This window comes from Ensifer canadensis (assembly GCF_017488845.2).
In the GTDB taxonomy this organism is placed as follows: domain Bacteria; phylum Pseudomonadota; class Alphaproteobacteria; order Rhizobiales; family Rhizobiaceae; genus Ensifer; species Ensifer canadensis.
Genome location: NZ_CP083371.1, coordinates 835,734 through 859,205, shown reverse-complemented (window position 1 = coordinate 859,205; position 23,472 = coordinate 835,734). Strand labels below are relative to the sequence as shown.

Annotated in this window: 19 protein-coding genes and 4 pseudogenes; 13 read left to right on the top strand and 10 right to left on the bottom strand. The window is 58.5% G+C overall.

From position 1 onward, the window contains the following. Window positions 1-72: 72 nt before the first annotated feature. The 5 genes from J3R84_RS23590 to J3R84_RS23570 all read right to left on the bottom strand — a co-directional run bounded on the left by J3R84_RS23590 (window position 73) and on the right by J3R84_RS23570 (window position 4,570). A complete protein-coding gene (locus J3R84_RS23590; protein WP_225968536.1) occupies window positions 73-927 on the bottom strand; it encodes a sterol desaturase family protein in 855 nt (284 codons plus the stop codon). A gap of 85 nt (window positions 928-1,012) precedes the next feature. After that, window positions 1,013-1,810 (bottom strand): 3-methyl-2-oxobutanoate hydroxymethyltransferase, encoded by a 798-nt coding sequence (locus J3R84_RS23585; RefSeq protein ID WP_203529365.1) that lies wholly within the window; start codon window positions 1,808-1,810, stop codon window positions 1,013-1,015. Between the two features lie 53 nt (window positions 1,811-1,863). Further along, window positions 1,864-3,090: an NAD(P)/FAD-dependent oxidoreductase gene (locus tag J3R84_RS23580; RefSeq protein WP_203529368.1), complete on the bottom strand. Its 1,227-nt coding sequence runs from the start codon at window positions 3,088-3,090 to the stop codon at window positions 1,864-1,866. 37 nt (window positions 3,091-3,127) lie between these two features. Further along, window positions 3,128-3,445, bottom strand: coding sequence for a MocE family 2Fe-2S type ferredoxin (locus J3R84_RS23575; protein ID WP_203529377.1), 318 nt, complete (start codon window positions 3,443-3,445; stop codon window positions 3,128-3,130). Window positions 3,446-3,481: 36 nt separating this feature from the next. Then, complete coding sequence (locus J3R84_RS23570; RefSeq protein WP_203529379.1) at window positions 3,482-4,570, bottom strand: fatty acid desaturase family protein; 1,089 nt, start codon at window positions 4,568-4,570, stop codon at window positions 3,482-3,484. Between the two features lie 165 nt (window positions 4,571-4,735). Between J3R84_RS23570 and J3R84_RS23565 the strand changes: the two genes are divergently transcribed. The 5 genes and pseudogenes from J3R84_RS23565 to J3R84_RS23545 all read left to right on the top strand — a co-directional run. Beyond that, window positions 4,736-5,767, top strand: a complete 1,032-nt coding sequence (locus J3R84_RS23565; protein WP_203529380.1) for a LacI family DNA-binding transcriptional regulator — start codon at window positions 4,736-4,738, stop codon at window positions 5,765-5,767. Between the two features lie 257 nt (window positions 5,768-6,024). Then, on the top strand, window positions 6,025-6,201 hold the full coding sequence (locus J3R84_RS23560) for a hypothetical protein (RefSeq protein ID WP_203529382.1): 177 nt from the start codon (window positions 6,025-6,027) through the stop codon (window positions 6,199-6,201). Window positions 6,202-6,256: 55 nt separating this feature from the next. Further along, complete coding sequence (locus J3R84_RS23555; RefSeq protein ID WP_203529384.1) at window positions 6,257-6,397, top strand: hypothetical protein; 141 nt, start codon at window positions 6,257-6,259, stop codon at window positions 6,395-6,397. 714 nt (window positions 6,398-7,111) lie between these two features. After that, window positions 7,112-7,447 (top strand): helix-turn-helix domain-containing protein, encoded by a 336-nt coding sequence (locus tag J3R84_RS23550; protein WP_057220242.1) that lies wholly within the window; start codon window positions 7,112-7,114, stop codon window positions 7,445-7,447. 1,436 nt (window positions 7,448-8,883) lie between these two features. After that, window positions 8,884-9,258 (top strand): annotated as a pseudogene (locus J3R84_RS23545) (AAA family ATPase); the annotation flags it as partial. A 72-nt stretch (window positions 9,259-9,330) separates the two neighbouring features. On the opposite strand, the gene J3R84_RS23540 reads toward J3R84_RS23545, so the two are convergent. After that, entirely contained in the window at window positions 9,331-10,380 is a 1,050-nt protein-coding gene (locus tag J3R84_RS23540; RefSeq protein WP_203529386.1) for a capsular polysaccharide export protein, LipB/KpsS family, read from the bottom strand. A 350-nt stretch (window positions 10,381-10,730) separates the two neighbouring features. Here J3R84_RS23540 and J3R84_RS23535 point away from each other — a divergent pair, with 350 nt between their 5' ends. The 4 genes from J3R84_RS23535 to J3R84_RS23520 all read left to right on the top strand — a co-directional run bounded on the left by J3R84_RS23535 (window position 10,731) and on the right by J3R84_RS23520 (window position 15,476). Beyond that, window positions 10,731-11,543 carry a TIM barrel protein gene (locus tag J3R84_RS23535; protein ID WP_203529388.1) on the top strand — a complete coding sequence of 271 codons (813 nt, stop codon included), beginning with the start codon at window positions 10,731-10,733 and terminating at the stop codon, window positions 11,541-11,543. A 237-nt stretch (window positions 11,544-11,780) separates the two neighbouring features. Further along, window positions 11,781-12,710: a sugar ABC transporter substrate-binding protein gene (locus J3R84_RS23530; protein WP_053250057.1), complete on the top strand. Its 930-nt coding sequence runs from the start codon at window positions 11,781-11,783 to the stop codon at window positions 12,708-12,710. A gap of 163 nt (window positions 12,711-12,873) precedes the next feature. After that, the gene (locus tag J3R84_RS23525) at window positions 12,874-14,415 is read left to right on the top strand and encodes a sugar ABC transporter ATP-binding protein (RefSeq protein WP_203529390.1); all 1,542 of its coding nucleotides are present in this window, start codon (window positions 12,874-12,876) and stop codon (window positions 14,413-14,415) included. Window positions 14,416-14,450: 35 nt separating this feature from the next. After that, window positions 14,451-15,476 (top strand): ABC transporter permease, encoded by a 1,026-nt coding sequence (locus tag J3R84_RS23520; protein WP_057204556.1) that lies wholly within the window; start codon window positions 14,451-14,453, stop codon window positions 15,474-15,476. A gap of 368 nt (window positions 15,477-15,844) precedes the next feature. Here the strand turns inward: J3R84_RS23520 and J3R84_RS23515 are convergent, their stop codons facing one another. After that, window positions 15,845-16,747, bottom strand: a complete 903-nt coding sequence (locus J3R84_RS23515) for an ArdC family protein (RefSeq protein ID WP_203529392.1) — start codon at window positions 16,745-16,747, stop codon at window positions 15,845-15,847. 979 nt (window positions 16,748-17,726) lie between these two features. On the opposite strand from J3R84_RS23515, the gene J3R84_RS23510 reads away from it, so the two are divergent. Next, window positions 17,727-18,095, top strand: a complete 369-nt coding sequence (locus tag J3R84_RS23510) for a hypothetical protein (protein WP_203529394.1) — start codon at window positions 17,727-17,729, stop codon at window positions 18,093-18,095. A gap of 484 nt (window positions 18,096-18,579) precedes the next feature. Here J3R84_RS23510 and J3R84_RS23505 read toward each other — a convergent pair whose 3' ends face one another. Beyond that, window positions 18,580-18,915, bottom strand: coding sequence for a hypothetical protein (locus J3R84_RS23505; RefSeq protein ID WP_203529396.1), 336 nt, complete (start codon window positions 18,913-18,915; stop codon window positions 18,580-18,582). Between the two features lie 337 nt (window positions 18,916-19,252). Between J3R84_RS23505 and J3R84_RS23500 the strand changes: the two genes are divergently transcribed. Further along, window positions 19,253-20,074: a universal stress protein gene (locus J3R84_RS23500; protein ID WP_203529398.1), complete on the top strand. Its 822-nt coding sequence runs from the start codon at window positions 19,253-19,255 to the stop codon at window positions 20,072-20,074. 118 nt (window positions 20,075-20,192) lie between these two features. Next, window positions 20,193-20,378 (top strand): annotated as a pseudogene (locus J3R84_RS23495) (type II toxin-antitoxin system RelE/ParE family toxin); the annotation flags it as partial. A gap of 422 nt (window positions 20,379-20,800) precedes the next feature. On the opposite strand, the pseudogene J3R84_RS23490 reads toward J3R84_RS23495, so the two are convergent. Beyond that, window positions 20,801-21,174, bottom strand: a pseudogene (locus tag J3R84_RS23490) (DUF2213 domain-containing protein); the annotation flags it as partial. Window positions 21,175-21,591: 417 nt separating this feature from the next. Continuing rightward, window positions 21,592-22,214: pseudogene (locus tag J3R84_RS23485) on the bottom strand (anti-CBASS protein Acb1 family protein); the annotation flags it as partial. A 557-nt stretch (window positions 22,215-22,771) separates the two neighbouring features. Here J3R84_RS23485 and J3R84_RS23480 point away from each other — a divergent pair. After that, a complete protein-coding gene (locus J3R84_RS23480) occupies window positions 22,772-22,996 on the top strand; it encodes a hypothetical protein (RefSeq protein WP_057204567.1) in 225 nt (74 codons plus the stop codon). Window positions 22,997-23,472: the final 476 nt, after the last annotated feature.

Sequence of the window (23,472 nt, the reverse complement as noted above, 5' to 3'; positions counted from 1 at the left end):
ATCGGAGACGACGAGGCACCATGATCTTCGCTTGTTTCCCGAACGAGAAAAATCGCCTAACGAATTCGGATATCAGAGAAAATGGCGTTGCGGCGTGGCCCGCGAACTACCGATCGGGGTTGCCGACGACGCCTCTTGCGCCGGGGTCGATTGCGACGATCGCTTGAGACTGATGGCCGGCGCCTCGCCTTCGAACATCTCCACCCGGCGGTCATAGACCGGCGAGATCGTACCGAGAACGCGGTCCCAGAAGGAGAAATAGTTCGCGTAGTTGTAATTGAATTCGGCGTGATGCTGGTCGTGATAGGTCGTGCACAACAGCGGCCACGGATAGCGCGCCGTCGGCGAGGCAAAATACTCGAACCCCGCATGCCCGAAGGTGCCGTTGATCTGGTCGAACAGCCTGTGCGCCAGCAGGATCAGCGGCGGAAACGGCACCAGGAGGACAATGACGGCGTAATAGCCCTGCGACAGGGCCGTATCCACGAGACCGATCGAATCGTTGCTCCACACGGTCGGGGCGACACTTCGATGATGCAGCAGGTGATATTTGTAGAACAGCTTGGTGTGCAGCAGCCGGTGCGCGAAGTAGAACCAGGCGTCGAACAGCACCATGCAGAGCAGGAAGAGTGGTACCGCCGTCCACCAGCTGAAGGCCCAGGGCGTGAACAGTGTCCAGCCCTGATACTGGGCAAAGAGACCGATCGCGACGGATGTGCAGGTCACGAGGATCGACGCCATGCTCTGACGGATCTCAACCGCCTTTCGCTTCTCCCCCCGGCGTCCCTTCTGGATGCGCCGCTCCGGATTGCGATCATTGAGCAAGGTGATGCCGTAGCCGAGCGCAAAATAAACGAGCACCGTCGCGGCGTAGATGACCGCAAGAATGGCGAGAAAAGTCAGGGTACCCTGGACGAACGCGTTCAAGTGGAAATCCGGTGCTGCTGCGTGGGAAATAATCAGACCCGCTGAATACACCAACCAGACCGAGCAAGGCAAGGCAAGCCCCGGCTCAAACCCGCTCAAGATCCGACAGAAACGCGTTCAATTCCGTTTGGTCTATCCCGACGAGATGGGCTTTGTCGGGATAGGCGCCGGACCGCACGTCTTCGGCAAACTCCGCAAAGGCAGCGACGCGCTCGCGTTGCAGTCGCTCATGCTCGGCGGCGAAGTTGCGATAGATTTTTGCGTGACGGGGAACGTGGCCACGATTGGCACCGAGCACGTCATCGCTGAAAAGATACTGGGCGTCGCAGCCCGTGCCGGCGCCCATCGACAACATGAGCATTGATGTCTTCGCGCTGATCGCGGCGGCGACCTCGCCCGGCACCACCTCGATCTCGGCGGCAAAGGCGCCTGCCCCTTCCAGCGCTTTTACCTGGCGCCAGATCTCGATGGCGCTTGCCGCCGTCTTGCCGACGGCGCGAAACCCGCCGGTCCAGGTGGCTTTGGAGGGGATGAGGCCGACGTGGCCGCAGACCGGGATCCCCTCTTCACGCATGCGGCGAACGGTAGAAAGGCTTGCCGCGCAGTAAACCGCGTCGCCTCCCGCTTTGAGCGCCTTGAATGCGGCACGGATATACTCGTCGGCCGTGACCAAATCGCCATATTCTAGACCCGGAAAGGCAAAACAGGTTGGGGCCACTTCGCGAAACTCCGGCCCGAGCAAGGCCGGCGGCACGGAGACCAGGTCGATGCCAGCCGCTTCAGCGGCCTCCGCCTCATCCAGCGTTTCGACCCGCAGCATCGTCAACTGTCTCTTGCCTTTCATCGAAAGAAGATCGGCAACGGTCGGGCGACGGTTTCGCATCAGGATCTCCGGATAACGGTTGTTATTATGACAAGGGGAAAAAGCATCGTGCCTCAAGCGGCGAGCAATGCCTTCAGCTTGATGTCGATTGAGCCGAGCGCCTGCGGATCCAGCCTTTTCCCGGTAGCAATCAGCATCTCGGCAAGGCGGATGTCGCGAGCGATCGCGTTTCCTGTGCCGATACCGCTCGCACTGATCAGTCGACCGCTGGGGTCAAGATGAAAGAGAATGAAGGCGCCATCGCCAAGGTCCCGCTGCACCGTCATCACAGCACCATCGGCAAGGCCGGCGATCTGCAGGGTCAGGTCATATTGATCGGACCAGAACCAGGGCACGCTCGCAATCGTCTCGGCGGCACCCAGCAGATTGGCGGCCGCAAGTGTTCCCTGTTCCTGGGCGTTTCGCCAGGCTTCAAGCCTTATGCGTCGACCACCGTAGTGCCCGAGGGGATAGGAGCAGCAATCGCCGGCCGCGAAAATGTCGGGGTCTGAGGTGCAAAGCGTCTTATCGACGGCGATGCCATTGTCGATAGCAAGGCCGGCAGCCTCGGCCAAGGCGGCGTTCGGCACGGCTCCGATGCCGACCACGACCAGGTCGGCGACAAGGATTTCTCCGTCGGCAAGCTCGATTTGAACCTTTTCCTCGCGTTCCGCGATGCCGGCGATCTTGGTATTGCAGCGGATATCGACGCCTTCCAGTCGATGCCGTGCGGCAACGACGGTGGCGATTTCTTCCGGCACACCGCGGGAAAGCACCCGTGGCAGGCCCTCGAGGAGAACGACATCTGCGCCGAGCTTGCGGGCGGTCGCTGCGAGTTCCAGGCCGATAAATCCGCCACCGATAATGGCCAGCACCTTGCCCGGTGCGAGCTTTGAGCGGATGGCAGCGGCGTCGGTGTGCGTCCGAAGCATCCGGATAAGCGGTGATGTCTCTGACAAGCCCGGCAATGACCTTGGCCTCGCACCAGTGGTCAGCAACAACCTGTCGTAGGAGAGCTGCCGCCCATCGGCGAGCCGTACTGTTTTCGCATCGCGATCGATGGTCTCCACCGGCGTATCGGTGAGCACCTGGATCCCGGCAGCCTGATAGCGTTCGGCGTCGGCAACGAATTTGGGCTCAAGCTGTCCAGCCAGACCTTCCTTCGAGAGTGGCGGCCGCTCGTATGGCAGATGCGGTTCGGCACCAATCAGCGTGATGTCACCCTCATGGCCCTTTTCCCTGAGCGCAAAAGCTGCCCTCGCACCACACTCGCCGGCGCCGACAATGACAATCCTGTTCATGTGCCTCTCCCATGTTCGTTGGACGCCTTGAGCTCGCTTAGGCGACCGCGATGAAGACGCTGCCGGCCTCGACCTTGACCGGGTAGGTCTTCAAGTTGACGCAGACGGGCGCGCCCTTGGCCTGTCCGTTCTTGTAATTGAAGCGACCATTGTGTTTCGGACACTCGATGATGTCGTCCATCACCAGTCCGTCGGCGAGATGGATGTGCTCGTGGGTGCAGAGACCGTCGGTCGCAAAATATTCGTCGTCGGGACTGCGGTAGACGGCAAAGGTGCGTCCGTCATGGTCGAAGCGGATCACATCCTCTTCGTCGATCTCGTCGGCCGCACAGACCTCGATCCAGTTTCCACTCATGCTTCTTCCTCCAAATGCTGTTGTTTGCTGGTGTACCTATTCGGCAGCACGCAGGGCATCGCTGTGAAACTCTTCGCGATAGGGTTTTGCCGTCGGCGGCAGGTCGCGCTTCAGAAAATAGTCCTCGTTCCTCAACTGGCGCAGGAAGGCCGGGAGCATCTCGCGGTAGCCGTGGAGCATGGATGGATTCGGCGCCGGCAGATCGTACTTGATCATAGCGTGAAGCCGCGGCAGCGCATGGTAGGGCACCATCGGGAACATATGGTGTTCGACGTGGTAGTTCATGTTCCAGTAAATGAAACGGCTGACCGGGTTCATATAGACCGTGCGGCTGTTCAGCCTGTGGTCGGTGACGTTGTCGGCAAGCCCACCGTGCTGCAAGAGGCCTGTCAGCACATGGTGCCAGGCGCCATAGAGGCGCGGCAGACCGATGAGCATCATCGGCAGGATCGAGCCGAGATAGAACGACAGGCCGATGGTTGCGAGATAGATCGCAAACCAGATCCGCGCGATCCGTATTGCCTTGGGCTGCTCCATTTCCGGAATGAAGGTTTTCTCGGCGGCACTGATGACGCCGAAGGCATTGCGCACCATGTCGATGACGGCATGCCAGACATCCAAGATGCCGAAGAAGTTTAAGACGAGCCGAAGCAGATCCGGCGGCCGCATGACGGCGATTTCAGGGTCCCGACCAACGATGACAGTGTCGGTGTGGTGACGCGTGTGGCTCCAGCGCCAGGTCACCGGATTGCGCATGATCATGAAACAGGCGACCTGATAGACGACGTCATTCATCCACATCGTCTTGAATGCCGTGCCATGGCCGCATTCATGCCAACGGCTGTCAGAAGCCGAGCCATAAAGAACGCCATAGACGAGAAAGAAGGGAACGGCCCACCATGTCCCCCAGAAATAGACGCCAAAGCCGCCGAAGAGGATGAGGCTGGCGAACCAGATGGCCGTATCGCGGATCGCCGGGCCATCCTCGCGCTTCATCAGTTCCTTCATCTGCTTGCGCGGGATCTCCGTGTGATACCACTCCGCCGCAGAAAGCCCGTTGGCGACCGCGGCCTCGGCGTCGCGGCCAAGCAAGCTGTAATCACGCTTCGTCGGAACCATCGCCATCCGGATTCTCCTCCCACAATCGACCACACGCCGGCGGCCGCTCCTCATCTCTTGGAACTGACGATAGGTTGACTTTTGCAAGTCCTCAATGCAGTGATGATATATTCTCTCAAATACCATCATATCTTGCATGTCATATATGATGGAATAGTTTCAGGGGCAGCCATGAGCAACAGACCGACAATTGCCGATCTTGCCCGCGCCGCGGGCGTCAGCGTTGCGACCGTCGACCGCGTGCTCAACGGCCGACATCCCGTGCGCGAAGAGACGGCGCGACGGGTCTATGATGCGGCCAAGTCCATCGGCTACCACGCGGTCGGCTTGCTTCGTCAGCGGGTCTTCGAGGACCTTCCGCAATACCGCCTCGGTTTTATCCTGCAAAAGCCGCAACAATCCTTCTACCAAACTGTGGCCAAAGAGATCGAGAACGCAGCGCTCGCGCTTTCAAACGTCCGCGCCCTGCCCCAGATCGAATTCGTCGCCAACTCCACACCGACGGGTATCACCGAGAAGCTGAAGGCAATGGCTGCCCGCAATCAGGCGATTGCCCTCGTCGCGCCCGATTATCCGGCGGTGACCGCAGTGGTCGAAGAACTGAAGGAACGCGGGATCCCGGTTTTCTCCCTGCTTTCCGACTTTGCAGCCGGCATCCGCGAAGGTTACATCGGCTTGAACAATCACAAGGTCGGCAGGACAGCGGCCTGGATGATTGCCAAGGCTGCGAAGAGACCGGGCAAGGTCGCAGCGTTCGTCGGCAGCCATCGCTTTCTCGGCCATGAACTGCGTGAAATCGGCTTCCGATCCTATTTTCGCGAGCACGCGCCTGATTTCGAGGTGCTCGACACCATGGTCAATCTCGACACCGCCGAGATTACCCACGAAGCGACGCTCAACCTCTTGCAACGCCACCCGGATCTGACCGGCTTCTATGTCTGCGGCGGCGGCATGGAAGGAGCAATCTCAGCGATCCGCGAGGAAAAACTCGAAGGCAAGCTGATCGCTGTCGTCAATGAATTGACGCCGGAGTCGCGCTTAGCACTCGCCGACGATGTCGTGACCCTGGCGATATCGACGCCGACGGGGGCCCTTGCACGGGAAACAATCAATCTGATGGTGCAGGCGACCGGCAACGGCCCGACGGGCGCGCCAGGCCAGACCTTCCTGCCTTTCGATCTTTTTACTCCGGAGAACATCTGACGACGGAGTAATTGATTTTGAGAACAAATCGCCCGCGCGCGCTAGGAGAGTGGGCTAATTTCATGCAGGCCTTGTAGCGCAGGCGGTTACGGCCTGCACACCTACCCACTTCGAGACTTATTTCGGGACTCTGTAACTCGATTTTGTTCTCGCCCGCCGGATCGCCGACCGCCGTTTGTAGCGAAATCTTACCTGTCACATTTGCATCTAGAACGTTTTTTCGCCTCCGCCTACCGTCTCACCAAGAGGAGATGGCCATGGACGATAGGAAGCAAGTCACCGAGTTCAGCGACGAGGAACTCTTGAACATCTGCATTGTGATGATCGATTCAGCACTCGACAAGGTGCCAATGCCAGACGACGTCGCGGATATCGCAAGCGCGGCACTCCATGAGTTGATCCGGCGCGGGATTATCCCGACGCCATTTCACTAGCAAGGCCTTGCGAACAGTAGTTGCCGCCCCAACATCTTCTGCAGGAGGAACCGCCATGCCGAAAATTCCCGCGCCGAAGCATCCGAAATGCCATCCCGATCGCAGCCTTCACTGCCAGGAAGTGCTTGAGGCTGAATTCCAACATTTGGCCACGAAAGCTGAGGTCGCCGGCTGGTCACGGAATGAAGTCGCCTAGGCTTTGATCGAGCTGGCGGAAAACAATTACCTGGCAGTGAATGCCGAAACGGAAATGTTTGAGCTTGGCGCCGGCGTCGTTCTGATCGCTCCCAAGCCCCACTGACCTCCTCCCCAGATCTGGGTGTTGACTCCGTTCCTCAACGATTTGCAGAACATATGCACGAGGAAGGCTTGAGCATGAGTGCCGAAGTCGGCGCTACCAAGAGAACGGAAAGCGGCCTGGCTGAGCACCTGTGCGCCCATCCCGGCTGCACGAAGTGGCGCGCGGCGGGCGACTTTCACGACATGCGGCTTACTGAAACCTCAATCGAGGAAGAAAGCGCATGTCTGGAACGAAGCGAGCCGTCGTTATCTCGACGCTCGGCCAATTGCTCGACAAGGCGTATAGCTTCAATCTCTGGTGCCTGGAGTGCCGCCGCGGCGGAATCAGCCCGATAGCCCCATTCGTGGATAAACTTGGGCGTGATCATCCGATCTATGTGAGGGGTCACGCCAAGTGCGGCCGCAAGACCGCCGAGGTGCGGATACAGGCGCCGGCTGGTGGCGTGCGCCCGGTGCAGGATGACGCCGCTCGCCGTGGCACTACCCAGCGCCAGGCATCGAGGGTGACCTCCGCCACTGCTTGGACGCGCTTGTCTACCCTCAGATTTGCGAGTTGTGAACACGGGTGGGTTGCTCCATTAAATCCCCCGGAAATCAACGGAGGATACACATGGCCAAGATGACCGACTCTGCGTCTGAGCTTTCCGTGCAGATGGGTGAGCGCCTCAAGATAATCCGCCAGACGCGCGGGCTTTCGCAGGAGAAGCTCGGCGCAGCAATTGGCGTCACGTTCCAGCAGATCCAGAAATATGAGCGCGGCACGAACCGAATATCCCTGCCGGCTTTTGTTCAAATTTGCCAGGTTTTGAATGCGCACCCGATGGAAGTCATCGGTGACTTTTCAATGGACGATAAGGCCGAGAGACCGAACGTGCTTCTCCAGCGACTTGCTGTTGCGGAAAGCAAACTCGCTCGGATGCAGAAAATTTTGGCCGAGCGGGGTTGATGCGGGACCTAAGCAAATGGCTGGTTATTTGTGAGAAAAGCTGCCCTTATCCGGCGGGACAACTGGAAAAAGCGGCCCTCTTTTCGTCGCTCTGTGGGGAGAAGGCCGCCAGCAATATCAGCAATGACTAAATATACAGCTAAATCTGAGGATTGGCGAGCGTAATCCGCGTTTGGGTTTAAATCTAGCAACGAGCCGATAAGGCGTCGTCGGCATTATGGCAGCTCTCAGCCATGGTTGGAACGATTTTCCGGCACGCGCGTTTTGTTCGCACCCCATGGACAGCGGCAGTCCCCCGCAGCCGTTGTCCCACACTCCCGGCCCCCTCAACAGCGGGCCGTTCTTTTATCGACGCAGTTGACCGCCCTCAATCCGCTCCAATATCTCCCTCATTAACTTCAGGGTCGCCGGACTGCTGACTAACAGCGATTGCAGATCCTTGATCGCCGCCGTCGTCGACCCGCTAGACTGCTCGTGATCGTCACGCGATAGGTGATATTCTCGGTCTTTCGCACCCCGGATTCGAGCCAGCGGAAAAGCTCTGAAACTGAGGCTTCCAGCGTTGCGAGCGTTGATTGACGCCCAACAGAGCGGGCATTTCGTGCGTTATGTGAAGAATACGCACTCGTCGCCATGGCTCGAGATGAATTGACCGCTGCGCTCCCTCATCCTCCTATCGATCTCGACGGTTTGGACACCATCTGCGCTGAAATCGAAAGCGATGTCGATCTACTGCTGCGAACACCTAACGTAAGCCGGATCTGGCGGTAGGTCATAGCGATGTTCTTGATGGTTGAAGATTGGCCGTATCACGAAGTGCTGCCTCTGAGAGAAACCTAGCCCACTGTTTTATGGATAAAAATCCTACCCTGAGGCAACACTGAATTAACCCGCAACCGGTCTATTCGTTGGCAGTCGCCGCTGTCCCTGCAGAGATCGAGGCGGCTCTAACCGCAGTCCTCTGGTACCCGGGGGCTGCGGTTCAGCCGTTGGCAGCCTCTGCAAACATAAGCTCGCATCCGCCTAGGTGTTAACCATAGCCGGCGTCGCCTCGGGCGCACCGGGGACAGACCTTCCTGCCTTTCGATCTTTTCACTCCGGAGAACATCTGACGAAGTATGTCGGTGGCGACATCAAACCGGAGTACACGAAGGTGGGCCGCTTCGACCGCCGCCGCAAGGAGAACCAGAGCGGCAAGCGGTGCTTTCCCTGTGCGAATACAATCCTGATGGGCCGAACCGCACGATACCCGTGTCGTCAAGGGCAGCGAAAACGCTCGTAGACCAGGCGTGCACGGCGGAAATGACGGTCGGGAAACAGCACCACTTGCCGTGACCTAAGACCTATTTACACTTTCACCACGACGCTATTGACACTTTCCCCGCAGGTCTATTGCAACTTTCCCCGCATCGCTTTTTGCCGAGAAATGAAGTGACATGGACGACAGTCTCTTACCGCGTCATCTACACTCCCAACTGAAGGCTGCTCATACATCAGCGCGAGTGGTTAACACTATCGGGCAACGGCAGGTCGGGAAGACGACGCTTGTACGCGATCTATTGAGCGTCGGAAAATTCACTACACTAGATGACGAAGGTGCGCTTGTTGCTAACGAGGTTGATCCAAAAGGACAGCTGGACGCTCTGCTGGCTGAGACGAAAGTTGGCCCGCTCATTATCGACGAAGCCCAGCGATCAACGAAATTGGCCTTGGCATTGAAGAGGCTTGTGGACGAAAATCGAGCAATGGGCCAGTTCGTCCTGGCAGGTTCTTCCAACGTCTTCATTTCCGCGCACGTGGCGGACTCGTTGAGAAAAATTGGAATGGTGCGTAATCACGGGCTCGAACCGTGAGCTGATTAAGAAATCGGGGCCATCAAAAAATCAGGCATGCCGTCCAGTTGTGGCGATTTCTTCGACCAGATAATCGATTGCCTGGAGCGGCTCCAACATCGCCCATGTCTTTGGGTGACGATAGACGGGGTAGAGGCCGAATGCTGCGAAAGTAAGCTGATCGAGGGTGGGGCGTGCAATTGCCCGTCTCGCATGGGCCAATTGGGCACGGTCTTCCACGTGGTCTTCTGTCAGTCCCCAACCCGCATAAAATGGGCTCGCATAACAACGAACAGGAAGGCCACGCAAAATTGCGTCGAAGCCCATTTGGCTGGAGACGGTCCAGACTTCATCGACGACGGCGAGAATGGCCGCAGCAGACACCTTGTCGGCCATCAGCGTTACGCCTGGCAACTTCGATGCCCGTTCGGTCATATAACCCTTGCGATGACCGGCAATGACGTCTGGATGCGTGCGAACGACAATCTGCGCACCGCTTGCAAGCGCATCATCCAACATGCGGTCAAAGGAGGAAGGCGCGCCTAACGCCTTTTCTACGGAAACATCGCCAAACACCTGATCAACCAGCAATATCCTGCGCCGTGTCGACGGAGCGAGACGAGGCTCGCTGTGAGGGAGGTTGTTGTATTTCGACAGCTTGTGCGCCACCAGGGCCTCGCGGATCGGGGCACCAACATCATGCGCTAAGCCGCCAGCCGCATCGCGGATCAGCAACTCCAATCGGGAGGCGCGACCGGCATCGACCGGCAGCGCTTTATCATCGACGACAATCGAGATCGGAATACTTCCATCCTTGCCGAGACCGACGGAGCGCAGGAAACCATCCTCGAGATGCCAATGCGGAAGCTTGCGCAATCGCGCAATTCGCATCGCTGTCTGTGCCGGCAGCCGGCCGCCCCAGGAAACGATACCATCGAGTCGGGGGGCAAGTGTCGAACGAAGCGTTGTATCGCCGAAATAATGGCCCAACCAGGGAAACGCCTTGTGCACGAAATATGTCGCCCCGAGCCTTGCCCCCCATTTCGGGTGCCAGGGTCGGACTTGCGTCACGGTTGGTGCGGGATTGTCGAGCACGTCCATATTCTCACTCTGCCAGCCATCACGGCGCGCTCCGCCAGAAATCACCTTGCAAAGGCAAATGCAAACCGAACTTGCCATACGTCGGGCGGTTGAAGACAGCTTTCTCGATCCAGGTCAACCGGGCAAGAGTTCAAGGGCAGTCGCACGCGGACGGTAGATCTGCACTGAGGTCACCTGGAATCTGATTGGATTCCATCATCTGGAAAAGACAATCTTGCAACAATGCAAGTGCTTTGACCGGACACGCGTCAACTACCTCCTAGTCATTGGTGATTTGCACGGGTAGCTATAAATGGAATGAACGTTCCATTTATAGCTACCAACGAACCACACCTGGAGGAGACATTCCCATGACCACCCTACCCTTCGCGCTTAATCACATGACAACCCCCGGCCTGCCGCTCGACGCCTTCTTTGCGCTTGCACGATCGCTCGGCATGACGGCCGTCGAGATCCGCAACGACCTGACCGGCAATGCCATTCTAGATGGCACACCCGCAAAACACGTTACGGCACTGGCAGCAGAACATGGGCTGACAATCATCTCGATCAACGCCCTGCAGCGGTTCAATGAATGGAACAACACGCGCGCCGCCGAAGCCGCGCACCTGATCTCCTATGCCAGGGACTGCGGGGCAAAAGCGCTCGTTCTTGTTCCCGTCAATGATGGCAGCGGCCAGGCCGATGGTGAGCGTCAGGCAAACCTAAAGGAAGCCCTTACGGTGCTGAAGCCGATGCTCGATGCGGCCGGTATCATCGGCCTTGTCGAGCCACTCGGCTTCGAGATCTGCTCGCTTCGCTCCAAGACGGAGGCTGTTGACGGCATAAGGGCAATCGGCGGCGAGGCTACGTTCCGCGTCGTGCACGACACCTTCCACCACCATCTTGCCGGCGAGCAAACAATCCATCCTGAGATGACCGGCCTCGTCCATATATCGGGGGTCACTGACAGCGATGTGGCGATCGCCGATCTGCGCGACTCGCATCGTGTTCTGGTCGACGAAAACGACACGCTCGACAATGTCGGGCAGATTCGCCGCCTGAAGGCTGCAGGTTATTCCGGCCCCTTCTCGTTCGAGCCCTTTGCCGATGAAGTCCATGGTGTTGCCGATCCGGCCGCCGCCCTCAGAACCAGCATGGCTTACCTCGAAGCCAATATCTGATCGGCAAAGCCGACCGAGCACTGGAAAACGAAGCGAGGCGCCGAAAGACACCCTTGACGGCGACCGCATAAAATGGAATACATATTCCGTAATAGCAAATCACTGGTTCTTTTATTCCGTTTTGATTGGAGCGCAGCGGGAGTACCGCTTCCGATCAGAGATGGGCGCGACCCGACACGGTCAGCGTTTCCGGCTGGAGAAGGTGTGGCCGGGCACCAAATGTGGAGGAGAAAGATAATGAAGAAATTCCTGCTGGGTACAGCCATGGCGGTGATGATGTCGACGGCAGCGCATGCCGAAACCATCGGCGTTTCCATGGCGCAGTTCGACGACAACTTCCTGACGGTCCTGCGCAACGGCATGTCCGACTACGCCAAGACGCTCGACGGCGTCGACCTGCAGATCGAAGACGCACAGAACGACGTTTCGAAGCAGCAGAGCCAGATCCAGAACTTCATCGCAGCCGGCGTCACCGCCATCATCGTCAACCCGGTTGATACCGACGCAACGGCCGCGATGTCGAAGATTGCCGCTGACGCGGGCATTCCGCTCGTCTACGTCAACCGCGAACCTGTCAACGTCGACACCCTCCCGGAAAAGCAGGCCTTCGTCGCTTCCAACGAACAGGAATCCGGCACGCTGCAGACCCAGGAAATCTGCAAGATGCTCGGCGGCAAGGGCAAGGCCGTCGTCATGATGGGGGAGCTTTCCAACCAGGCTGCCCGCATGCGCACCAAGGACATCCATGACGTTCTCGCGACCGAAGCGTGCAAGGGTATCGAGATCGTCGAGGAGCAGACCGCCAACTGGTCGCGCACACAAGGCTCGGATCTGCTCACCAACTGGCTTTCTGCCGGCCTCGAGTTTGACGCCGTGATTTCCAACAACGACGAAATGGCGATCGGCGCGATCCAGGCGCTGAAGGCTGCTGGCCGTCCGATGGACAGCGTCGTTATCGGCGGCATCGACGCGACACAGGATGCGCTTGCAGCCCTGGCCGCGGGTGACCTCGACGTGACAGTGTTCCAGAACGCCGCCGGCCAGGGCAAGGGCTCTGTCGACGCAGCCCTCAAACTCGCCAAGGGCGAGCCGGTCGAGAAGAAGGTCTACATCCCCTTCGAACTTGTCACGAAGGAAAACATGGCCAGCTATCAGGCGAAGAACTGATGCTTGCATTGGGGGCGCGGGATATCTCGCGCTCCCAACCAAAACAGTCCCGCGGCAGGTGCGCTGATCCTGTAGATTGGCGCCTGCGAGGAGAATGGCTGGTTGACCCACCAGCTGCGAGGACTTTTCCGCGAAAGCCGGAATTGACGGGGAGGCAATGACAATGACGCTCAGTCCGACAACGATGGCCGCCGTGCGCGCCAGCGGCGCCGTACCCAACGCTGAATACCTTCTCAACGTTGAAGGCATTCGCAAGGAATTTCCGGGCGTCGTCGCGCTCGACGACGTGTCCTTCCGTCTGAGGCGCGGCACCGTCCATGCGCTGATGGGCGAGAATGGCGCCGGCAAGTCGACGTTGATGAAGATCCTGGCCGGGATCTACACGCCCGACAAGGGTGAGGTGCGGCTGAAGGGCGCCGACATCAGGCTGAAGTCGCCGCTCGACGCGCTCGAAAACGGCATCGCCATGATCCATCAGGAACTGAACCTGATGCCGTTCATGACCGTCGCCGAAAACATCTGGATCCGGCGCGAACCGAAAAACCGCTTCGGCTTTGTCGATCATGGCGAGATGCGCCGCATTACCGCCCGGCTGTTCGATCGCCTAAAGATCAAGCTCGACCCCGAAATCGAGGTCCGCCACCTCTCGGTTGCCAACCGTCAGATGGTCGAAATTGCCAAGGCGGTCTCTTACGAATCCGACGTTCTGATCATGGATGAGCCGACATCGGCCTTGACGGAGCGCGAGGTCGCGCACCTGTTCGAGATCATCCGCGATCTGCGTTCGCAGGGCATCGGCATCGTCTACATCACCCACAAGATGAACGAGCTCTTTGAGATTGCCGACGAGTTCTCGGTCTTCCGTGACGGCAAATACATCGGCACGCATGCTTCAAGCGACGTCACCCGCGATGACATTATTCGCATGATGGTCGGTCGCGAAATCACCCAGATGTTCCCGAAGGAAGAGGTTCCGATCGGCGACGTCATGCTTTCGGTCAACAATCTGACGCTTGACGGCGTGTTCCACGACGTCTCTTTCGACGTGCGTGCCGGCGAAATCCTGGGGATCGCCGGGCTGGTCGGCTCCGGCCGCTCAAATCTCGCCGAGACGCTCTTTGGCGTCACCCCGGCAAGTTCCGGCACCATCGCCATCGACGGCAAGACCGTTTCGATCGATAGCCCCAACACCGCCATCCGAAACCGCATGGCGTTTCTGACGGAAGACCGCAAGGACACTGGCTGTCTGCTGATCCTCGACGTGCTCGAAAACATGCAGATCGCCGTATTGCAGGACCGTTTCGTCAGGGCCGGCTTTGTCTCGGAAAAGGACATCACCGCGGCTTGCGAGGAGATGAGCCGCAAGCTTCGGGTCAAGACGCCCAATCTGCAGGAGCGCATCGAGAACTTGTCCGGCGGCAATCAGCAGAAGGTGCTGATCGGCCGTTGGCTGCTCACCAATCCGCGCATCCTGATCCTCGATGAGCCGACGCGCGGCATCGATGTCGGGGCCAAGGCAGAGATCCACCGCCTCGTCACCGAACTCGCCCGCAACGGCGTTGCCGTCATCATGATTTCTTCGGAAATGCCGGAGGTGCTGGGTATGAGCGATCGCATCATGGTCATGCATGAAGGTCGCGTCACAGGCATCCTCGACCGAGCCGAAGCAACCCAGATCAAGGTCATGGAACTCGCGGCCAGCTGAGCGCGAACTGAACGGACCACAGGGAGGAACGAACAATGGAAACCAATGTCGCAGCACAAGGCACCGGCTCGGCCCTTCCGGGTGCGAAGCGTCGGATGCCGCCCGAATTCAGCATCTTCCTGGTGCTGATCGGCATCGCGCTTGTCTACGAAATCCTTGGCTGGATCTTCGTCGGACAGAGCTTCCTCATGAACCCGCAGCGCCTGACGATCATGATCCTGCAGGTTGCAGTTATCGGCATCATCGCCGTCGGCGTGACCCAGGTGATCATCACCGGCGGCATTGATCTGTCCTCAGGCTCCGTTGTCGGCATGACCGCGATGTTCTCGGCAAGCGTGGCGCAGGCCTCCACCTGGCCGCGCGCGCTCTATCCATCCTTGACAGACCTGCCGGCCATCGTGCCGATCGGGCTCGGCATCGGCGTCGGCCTGCTTGCCGGTGTCATCAACGGTCAGTTGATCGCCAGAACGAAGATCCCGCCCTTCATCGCCACGCTCGGCATGATGGTTTCGGCACGCGGCATCTCCAAGTGGTACACGAAGGGTCAGCCGGTTTCGGGCCTTACCGAACAGTTCAATTTCATCGGCACCGGCATCTGGCCCGTCATCGTCTTCCTGGTCGTTGCGATCATCTTCCACATTGCCCTTCGCTACACCCGCTACGGCAAGTTCACCTACGCGATCGGCGCCAATGTTCAGGCAGCCCGCGTCTCGGGTATCAATGTCGAGGCGCATCTGATCAAGGTCTATGCCATTGCCGGCATGCTCGCAGGCCTTGCTGGCGTCGTCACCGCAGCCCGCGCTCAGACGGCGCAGGCCGGCATGGGAGTGATGTACGAACTCGACGCGATCGCCGCGACCGTCATCGGCGGCACATCGCTGACCGGTGGCGTCGGACGCATCACCGGCACCGTGATCGGCACCATCATCCTCGGCGTCATGACCTCCGGCTTCACTTTCCTCAGGGTCGACGCTTACTATCAGGAAATCGTCAAGGGCCTGATCATCGTCGCCGCTGTCGTCATCGACGTCTATCGCCAGAAAAACCGTAAGAAAGCCTGATCCTCCAAAGAAGACCTGTTCTCCCAGTGAGCCAACTGGCCGGGATGATGAAAATCATCCCGGCTTCTTTTGCGCGCTTCCTGCCCGGCAACGCGACTGTAGCTCGCACGACGCACGAGGGCCTAAGCGAGGGTGTCGCGGCGAAGACTGGGGTGTAGCCGACTGAAACGCAACTTGCCGCGAACGTATTGCTCGCAAACGATGCCATTCAACTTGCCCAGCCATCGATGTGGATGCGTCGCTTGAGCAAGCCGCTTTTTTTGGGGGCAAGCGCCGGTACCTGTCAGAGCGAACCTATGCAAAATCGACATGTTGTGGGCAAGTACTGATCCTGATGCGCGCTCCGTGTCCTCGCGCGAAGGCGGCCGCTAGGCCGCCTCCTGCCTTTCGGGTGAGTTAAGGGTCAGCAGATAGTCACTGGCCTCGGACGCCTTGCTGGCGGCGGTGATGAATGCCTTGCGGTCGCCCTTCAGGATCTTGATCCAGTTGTGAAGGTACTTGGCGTGGTCGGCGCGAGGCTCGGCCGAAACGCCCAGGCGGGCGCACAGGAACGCCGCGCCCAGTTCGGCAACCAGTTCTTCGGCGGCATAGGCATCATCGCCGAAGCGCTTGCCAAAATCGCGCTTGAGGCGCGGTGCACTCCAGTGGGTCAGTTCGTGCAGGGCGACACCGTAGTATGCCTCGGTGGCGCTGCTGGTGGACGTACCGGTGAACAGGTGTTGCGGGGGCAGCACGATTTCGTCGGTGCTGGGCCGGTAGAAGGCAAGCGCGCCTTCATGGCGGATCTTCGCGCCACTGGCGGTGATGAGGGCATCGGCCTTGTCGATCGGGGACACATGGTTGTCCTCGGGCGTTTGTGCTTTCTCGGGCTGGTAGCCATTGACCTGAGCGACGTTGAACACCCAGCTCAGGCGGGCGCAGGGAATGCGGCGGTCATTGTCGTCATCGGCGCCGGCGTCGCTGACATCGTTGCCCCCGCGCTCGAGCATTTTGAACCAGATGACCGGCGTGCCCTTCTCGCCCTTGCGGACGCTAGCGCCCCTTTCGGACCACTGCTTGAAAGTCGCCCATTGATTTTGCGCGTAGCCGGCCTCCTGGGCGGCGACCCACAGCATGACGACGTTGGTGCCGCGATATTCGTGACCCGACATGGCGTTGACCGGCATGGTCGGCGACGGGCTGACCCAGGGACGCTCGCAGGGTCCGCAGTTTTCGAGGGCCTGGAGAATGGTGTCGGTGATGACTTGGTAGGTGTCGCGCTTGGTTTGCATGGTGTGGCTCCTTTCTGGACCGCCTTAGCGGCGGGAGCTTCCAGCAGCGGAGGGCCATGAGCGGCGCATGCACCCGCAGGGCCGAAACGCACGTGGAGGAGGGCTTGCCCTTGCTTGCGCCGCGGCCCGTAGCAGCCTGCTCCCCTACGCCCCATCGGTCCGGAAAGAGACGATTGCCCATGCCCGCGCGATCGCCGGGCTTGGTCGATCGACCTTGACAACCGACATTTCATGGTTGCCGACCTCTGGCCGCAAAGTGCTGGATGCTTGTCCTAGCGGTCCGGACCTCAGCGAAGAGGTAGCCGTCAGCCCTCCGTCGCATGCCGCGATCGGGTGAAAATCAGTGAATTTCATGGTATGGTCCCGCCTCACCAAAAAGGGACAGCTTCAATGTACGCACGAGTTGCGTCGCTTCCGGACTTGGACAAAATATTCGCCGCGCCCGCACAACGATGTATCGAGGAGCTCGAGTGCGCTGGATCGAGCCTAGGAGAGGCGGAGAGAAATTTCCGCACACGGCAGAGGGTCGGCGACATTCGGGCACTGATCATAAAGGACGATGATGCTACCGGACTGATCAGCTGGCAAAAAAGAGAAGTGCTCGGCAGCCTGCGAATCCGCGTCTACTTCATTGGCGTAGAAGAGTTTTTCGCACCTCAGGTTCCCTCCACAAGGTTCGGACGGAAATACATGAGGACGCTACAGTCCGAGTTAGGAAACCTGCCGATGCTGTCAATGTGTTGGGGCACCCACCCTGAGGTTGACCGCTGGTACCGTTTGATGGGGTATCGCTTGGCCGAAACATACGGCCAACAACGAAACTTCGTGCTGGAGCCCAGACAGTAAGCGCAAACCGCGACTTTCCTGCGGTTCGACTTACTATCAGGAAATCGTCAAGGGCCTGATCGTTGTTGCCGCCGCGTGATCGACGGTCCCTCACACCCCCCTTTCGACAGAAACCGCATGGTCTTGATCGTTTTTGCCGACCGCCCCCGCCCCTCATCCTCAATGTCATGAACGCGGCTTCACCTTCCTGCGAGGTGACGCTTACTATCAGGAAATCGACAGTGGATCGTCCGGATTTGGTGTCCGCGAGGTCGCCTGCCCGAAGGTCGCAAGTGGTAAGATCGCCCGGGTATCTATGCTCGCACTCTCAGACCCCAACGTGGCTGACAGCAACATTCTGCAAACGATCTCTGCCCTCGCTATTGAGCAGCGAATGAAGGAGTTAGGCGTTGCAAAAGGGCATAAAAGCGCCAAGAGCAAGGCCGCGAGGCAAGGTAAGAAAGCCACCAAGACCACAACCGCCCATACCAGGGTGCACCATCCCATCGTCGTGACCGAGTAAGACTGGAATTAATCGGACCGTTGACCGTCTGGTTGTCAGGGCCGGTAGTTATCGCACCGTAGATCGAGCTTGCCGCAACCGCTGCCGCCAGCTTTTCTTTCTCGTTTCCCAGAATGCAATAATAGTCTTGCGTTGAGCTTTGCTTTGCCGAATTCGAAGCAAGCCTTTAAATCATCTGATGTTTTCCGTCGCGATGAATATGTCCATTCCGTTGAGTTGCTTCACGTTGAGGCTGAAACCCGGGAATGAGAAAGCCAGCTTCCAAAAATCAATGCAGCCTAAGATCTCGCCTTTAAGGCGGCACCATAAATGCGAGAAGCAGCTCTCGTGCGTCAAAGCAAATGGGCGACCGCAGGCGACGGATGGCCAGGCGCATTAAAACGTTCGGCCTGACCGAAGCACTCGCATCTGGCAGTAGGTTACTTCACGCCGACGCAACCGGCTGGTCTGCAACGGCTACACTGACGACCACGCCGCGATCGAATTAGCCGCAACCGTCCAGTAAACGCCGCCGGCGATCGGAAGCTGCGGATTGGTTGCGAAGGACTGCTTCACCGTCGCGGCAAGATAGCTCCCATTGCTCTGTTGATCGACACGAACGGTGCATGTTCCGATCGCCGCCACCGACGACCTTGAAGGTATCCTGCGTGCCCAACATGAATACCGCCGCAAGCCCGGAGGTAGACGTCGCCGTACCTGCTGGGACGACGACGGCGATCTGAATGTCGTTGGCAATCGTGTAGATTGAAGCAGCGAGTCGCACGATCCGTTCGCCGTTTCTGTAGAGGTCAGCGCCTGTTTCCAAGTTTTTGTTGCTCATCAAACAACGCTTGAGCTCCTGGACGACGAAATGACACGGCGCCTTCAATGTTCGGCGGACAACTATAAGTCTGGAATAGATACGTCAAAGTTGATAGAGTGGCACTAATCAGCCGTCACTCAAAAGTTGTTGAGCTCGACAGTGATGTTGTCACTTGCGATCGATCCGCAGCCATAATTGAAGTTCGTCAATGCTCTGGCGGCGAGTGTTCTCTACGTTGGATAAGACCCCTCCGCCTTACGCAAGGCGTAGAGTTCGCATCAAAGAACCCAGATCCCCCAGATCCCAAAGAGCGGATCTGTAGGCGTCAGAATGGTGAACAAAAGGCGACCACTACATGAGCTACAGATCCATACTTGTAAATCTTGATATAGACGGCCCGGTCGCTCCAATCGTCGAACTTGCCACAGAGTTGGCCGCTCGCTCGAGTGCGAAGCTGATTGGGTTTTGCGCCGCAGACGTGCCATTGCCGATGGTGGGTCCAGAAGGCGGCGACCTGTCGGCGCAGGTCTGGCAACAACTCAAGGCGGACGTAGAACGCAGATTCAAGGACCTGGAGTTCGATTTCAAGGGTCTGGTCCCTACCTCCCTGGAAGTGGAATGGCGCTCCTCGCTCAGCTACCCGACGCAAGCCCTGGCGCGAATAACGCGGCTGGCTGACCTTGTAGTGACAGGCGCCAAACGGGGTGCCGCCACCGGCGACAGCTATCGCGCCGTTGATCCTGGAAGTGTCGTGCTTCAGGCTGGCAGGCCCCTGCTTGTCGTTGCCACGGACGCGGAACACGCTCTGGCCAGAACTATAGTTATCGCGTGGAAAGATACCCGTGAAGCGCGGCGGGCGGTGAGCGATGCGGTCCCGCTGTTACAGGCGGCAAGCGATGTCGTCGTCGTAACGGTAGACCCTGAACCCGACGGTTGGATCAGAGACAGCGTTGCCGATGTGGTTGCGTTTCTCGCACGCCATCAGATCAAAGCCCGAAGCGAAATCATCTCTGCTCGGGACGAACGCCGAGCACTGACCGACTTCGCGGTCTCTTGCCACGCCGATCTCGTCGTTTCGGGCGCTTATGGCCACAGCCGGTTGAGAGAATGGGTGTTTGGTGGCGTGACACGTTCATTGTTGGACGCCGGCAATCTCCATCGTTTCATGTCAAGTTGATCGGTGGGACCGTTTCCGTTGCGAAACTCACGGGAAAGTCGGGTGAACCGACCTTTTTCAGTTCCGGCCGCTTGCGTCCCGATCCCGACTTCCACCGATGAGATCGTCGTCAAATCAGCAGGCACGCACGGTTCAATCGATGACGACTGCACCGACACGCCTGGTTGAACCGCCGCGACTTGGCGAGAAGCTCGAAGAATTTGCGCCTTGCGAAGTCCGCCAAATCCTCGTTGGGCATTATGAGATCCGCTACGAGATTCAACAGTCGATTATCTATGTTCTGCGCGTGTGGCATACCCGTGAGGCCGTTGAGCCTAAGGCCAGCCCAACTCCGCACTTGCACGATAGACGGCGCGCCGATACAGAAATTCCGACCCGGCTAGTAACCACCACTCTTGTTACATGTCCGAGTTTCGAAACATCATCAGAGCGTGGTGTTGATCGGTTTTGCCGACCGCATTCCTGGCCCCTTCATCCTCGATGCCATGTACGCCGACCTCACCTTCCTGCGGGTAGACGCCTGCTATTAGCAAATCGCCAACGGCCAGGTCGTCGTTGCCGCCGTCATCGACGTCTATCGACAGAAGAACCGCAAGAAAGCCCGACCTTCCAGAGAAGACCTGTTCTCCCAGTGAGCCAACTGGCCGGGGTGATGAAAATCATCCCGGCTTCTTTTATTCAAGCAGCTGAGCGCAAACTGCGCGCCGGACCGGGGCACCGGCAATCGCTCGTTTGGCGCTTTCCCTCGTCGACGCCCTTGATTGCCGCGGCATCGATCACGATCAGCGGCATGCGGACCAACTCGCCGTCGCGGGCGCCGCCCTCGTCACAGATCTGGCCGACGGCCAGTCCTTCCAGTTGGCGGCGCGGACCGCTTCGTCAAGGTGAACCTTCGTCACCGGCTTACAGCTGCCGGGGCCATCCCGAGCGAACAGCTGATCTGCGGACCGATAGACCTTCACGACCGGCATGTCGGGTTTGCCGACCTCGTGGCCGGCGTAGTCCTCTGTGCCAGTGCGAGCAGCGCGGACCTCGGCGACAAGGTAGCCGTCGGCGGTCCGTCGCGTTCCCGCGATCGGTGCAGAGTCGGTGAATTTCATGACGAGTGCCTCAAAAGAAAATCCACCTTACGGCGATGGCGGTTCGACACACTGTCAACGAAAGCAGCGAGATCAGACCATGGTCCGATACAAAAATTTCAGCGCTGGGCTAGGTTTTGGACCCGTACAACAGTCGTGGAGTTTTGTAGTGACAAAGGTTCTGGTTGCCGCGATGGCGCTGGTAATGGTCGGTTTCTGGGGTTCTGTAGGGCTTCTGCTTTACTCGCTGCTTGCGTCTTAGTGGGTAGCGGGATCGTCGTCCCTCCCCTATAGTTCCTCCCGGCAATGGAGGTTGCCTACGGAGGATTGCATGAGCGACACCACGTTTGGGTTTCTGTTGGCGGCCGAGTTGTCGGCCTTACTCTGGGCCGCACTTTTTATGGTGATATTCTCGGCCTCTTGATGAGCCGCTCGGGTTCATCGCTCCTGACTTGACTGTGCGGCTGCTGCGGCCGCATGCGCGTGTTCGGAGGGCTCCTGCACGCTCAGCTTGCCATATTCCTCGATCGCCGCATCGAGCCCAGGCAACGTTCCATCCTCGACGAGCGCGTTGACCAGAGCGTCGGACACAGCTTCGCGAGGTATAATTTCCTGACCAGGCGAAGTACCCACCAACTGGCGCCAGCGTCGGCCTTCGTTTTGAAGAGTCGGCCTTCTCCTTCTCCAGCCCCAGGGGGGGCGCCCACTCATAATAGATGTCAGCGTCACGTGAGCCGGAACCGCTGCGGATGATGCACTCTTCAAGCCGCCACATTGCTCGACGCATCTTGGCTTTCTGCATGGCCTGCAGGCGATCGTAAAAGTTGCGCAGGTCGCTTTCGCCGGTGGCGTTCATGCCAGCCGGTGACTGGACGAGTAGCCGGGTCGCCGGGACGTCGACTGCGCCGCAACGATCTGCAGGAACACCATAAGGACTTCCGGAGACGTGCTAAAACTGGCCCGAACTCCCCTTCCTTGTCCAGGAACAGGTCGCCCTTGATGCCCTTGGCCGTGGCGGCGAGCATCTAGCGCTGAAGGATCTTCGCGCAGTACTCGGCATTGTCACGTTAGCACCGCTGCGAAAATCGCAGCAGCATCGTTCGTTAAGGTCGGTGCGGATTCGCCCGGCGCAATTTTGTCAGTCATTGATCCGTAGCACGGCACAGCGGTTATTGGGTGATCGCGTCCAATTTCGAGCTATATCTAAAACGCGAGAACGACACATCCACAGGACATACCGCGCATGTCAGTCTAAGCTGGATTAGCTCGTCGGCAGTAGGAACAAATTGAGATCAATTCCCATGAAAAAAGGCCGGGGCGAAACCGCACCGACCTTCCTCATCATCGCTTACCAAACCAGTGCCAGTACATCCGTGGTCAAAAGTCTAAAGCGACGAGGCATTTGCGAGCGGCGAATCATTCAGCGCTCATAGCAATGCCAACGACGAGGTATATAGGAGGCCAATGTGTTCGAATCAAGTCGGTAACCATTTCGAGGCGTCGCGGATCGCGGAACGGTCGAAATACGACACCTGCCGTATGTCGCCGTCTCAGCAATAGTCCTAGGCAAAAGCTTCCCGCATTCCTTGGCGGGAGGTTCGAACCTAGGAGACTACCAATGAAAATCACTATCGCCGCCCTGGCGTCTCTCGCTTTTGCGACTTCCGCCATTGCTGCTGTGCCGTCGATGCCAGCCGAAAAGCAGTCCACCGTCAAAACAGCCGGTCAGATTGAATTGGCCTTCGGGTCTTCGCGCGGCCTTGCCACATCAACCAAGCATGGCAAGAAGAGCTCGACCAAGGACGGCGCGCCGATTGGTGGAAAGACAACGTTCGCCAAATAATGAAACTAGAAAGGGCGGCTTCGGCCGCCTGATTTTTGGATGCATTTCTTCGACGAGCCGTATGTAAGCCTTCTGCGAACGTCGGCAGGCGTGACATCGAAGCCAGGCGCACGCTCACCGCTCCAGTTTATGCCAACGCTGACAGCATCCTTTTCCAACCTTACCAACCGACGATCGCGAAAACCTCCAAGGTCTGCGGGTGTAGCATGAAGTCGCGATAGGATGGAAAGTCTCAGAAGATTTCATAGTGGGCTGCGGCGATGCTCATTGGTCTTTGTATTTATGATGCTACCGGCGCGATCAGGAGGACGGCAAGCACTGTGCTCTCGGCCTTTGATGAAAGGTGAGCGACAATGCAATTGCCAATTATGTGCATCACAATGGATCGTCCGGATTTGGTTGTCCGAGGTCGGTTGGTGCATTCGACACTTACAGCCTCTCCACTTAAGCAAATCTGATCACTATGATTAAGGTCG

Bases quoted from the DNA above. Each gene is read 5' to 3' on its own strand.
- J3R84_RS23565 (WP_203529380.1), top strand. From the start codon at position 4,736: ATGAGCAACAGACCGACAATTGCCGATCTTGCCCGCGCCGCGGGCGTC.
- J3R84_RS23555 (WP_203529384.1), top strand. From the start codon at position 6,257: ATGCCGAAAATTCCCGCGCCGAAGCATCCGAAATGCCATCCCGATCGC.
- J3R84_RS23530 (WP_053250057.1), top strand. From the start codon at position 11,781: ATGAAGAAATTCCTGCTGGGTACAGCCATGGCGGTGATGATGTCGACG.
- J3R84_RS23525 (WP_203529390.1), top strand. From the start codon at position 12,874: ATGACGCTCAGTCCGACAACGATGGCCGCCGTGCGCGCCAGCGGCGCC.
- J3R84_RS23585 (WP_203529365.1), bottom strand. From the start codon at position 1,810: ATGCGAAACCGTCGCCCGACCGTTGCCGATCTTCTTTCGATGAAAGGC.
- J3R84_RS23505 (WP_203529396.1), bottom strand. From the start codon at position 18,915: ATGAGCAACAAAAACTTGGAAACAGGCGCTGACCTCTACAGAAACGGC.
- J3R84_RS23520 (WP_057204556.1), top strand. From the start codon at position 14,451: ATGGAAACCAATGTCGCAGCACAAGGCACCGGCTCGGCCCTTCCGGGT.
- J3R84_RS23550 (WP_057220242.1), top strand. From the start codon at position 7,112: ATGGCCAAGATGACCGACTCTGCGTCTGAGCTTTCCGTGCAGATGGGT.
- J3R84_RS23515 (WP_203529392.1), bottom strand. From the start codon at position 16,747: ATGCAAACCAAGCGCGACACCTACCAAGTCATCACCGACACCATTCTC.
- J3R84_RS23570 (WP_203529379.1), bottom strand. From the start codon at position 4,570: ATGGCGATGGTTCCGACGAAGCGTGATTACAGCTTGCTTGGCCGCGAC.
- J3R84_RS23500 (WP_203529398.1), top strand. From the start codon at position 19,253: ATGAGCTACAGATCCATACTTGTAAATCTTGATATAGACGGCCCGGTC.
- J3R84_RS23575 (WP_203529377.1), bottom strand. From the start codon at position 3,445: ATGAGTGGAAACTGGATCGAGGTCTGTGCGGCCGACGAGATCGACGAA.
- J3R84_RS23540 (WP_203529386.1), bottom strand. From the start codon at position 10,380: ATGGACGTGCTCGACAATCCCGCACCAACCGTGACGCAAGTCCGACCC.
- J3R84_RS23580 (WP_203529368.1), bottom strand. From the start codon at position 3,090: ATGAACAGGATTGTCATTGTCGGCGCCGGCGAGTGTGGTGCGAGGGCA.
- J3R84_RS23560 (WP_203529382.1), top strand. From the start codon at position 6,025: ATGGACGATAGGAAGCAAGTCACCGAGTTCAGCGACGAGGAACTCTTG.
- J3R84_RS23480 (WP_057204567.1), top strand. From the start codon at position 22,772: ATGAAAATCACTATCGCCGCCCTGGCGTCTCTCGCTTTTGCGACTTCC.
- J3R84_RS23535 (WP_203529388.1), top strand. From the start codon at position 10,731: ATGACCACCCTACCCTTCGCGCTTAATCACATGACAACCCCCGGCCTG.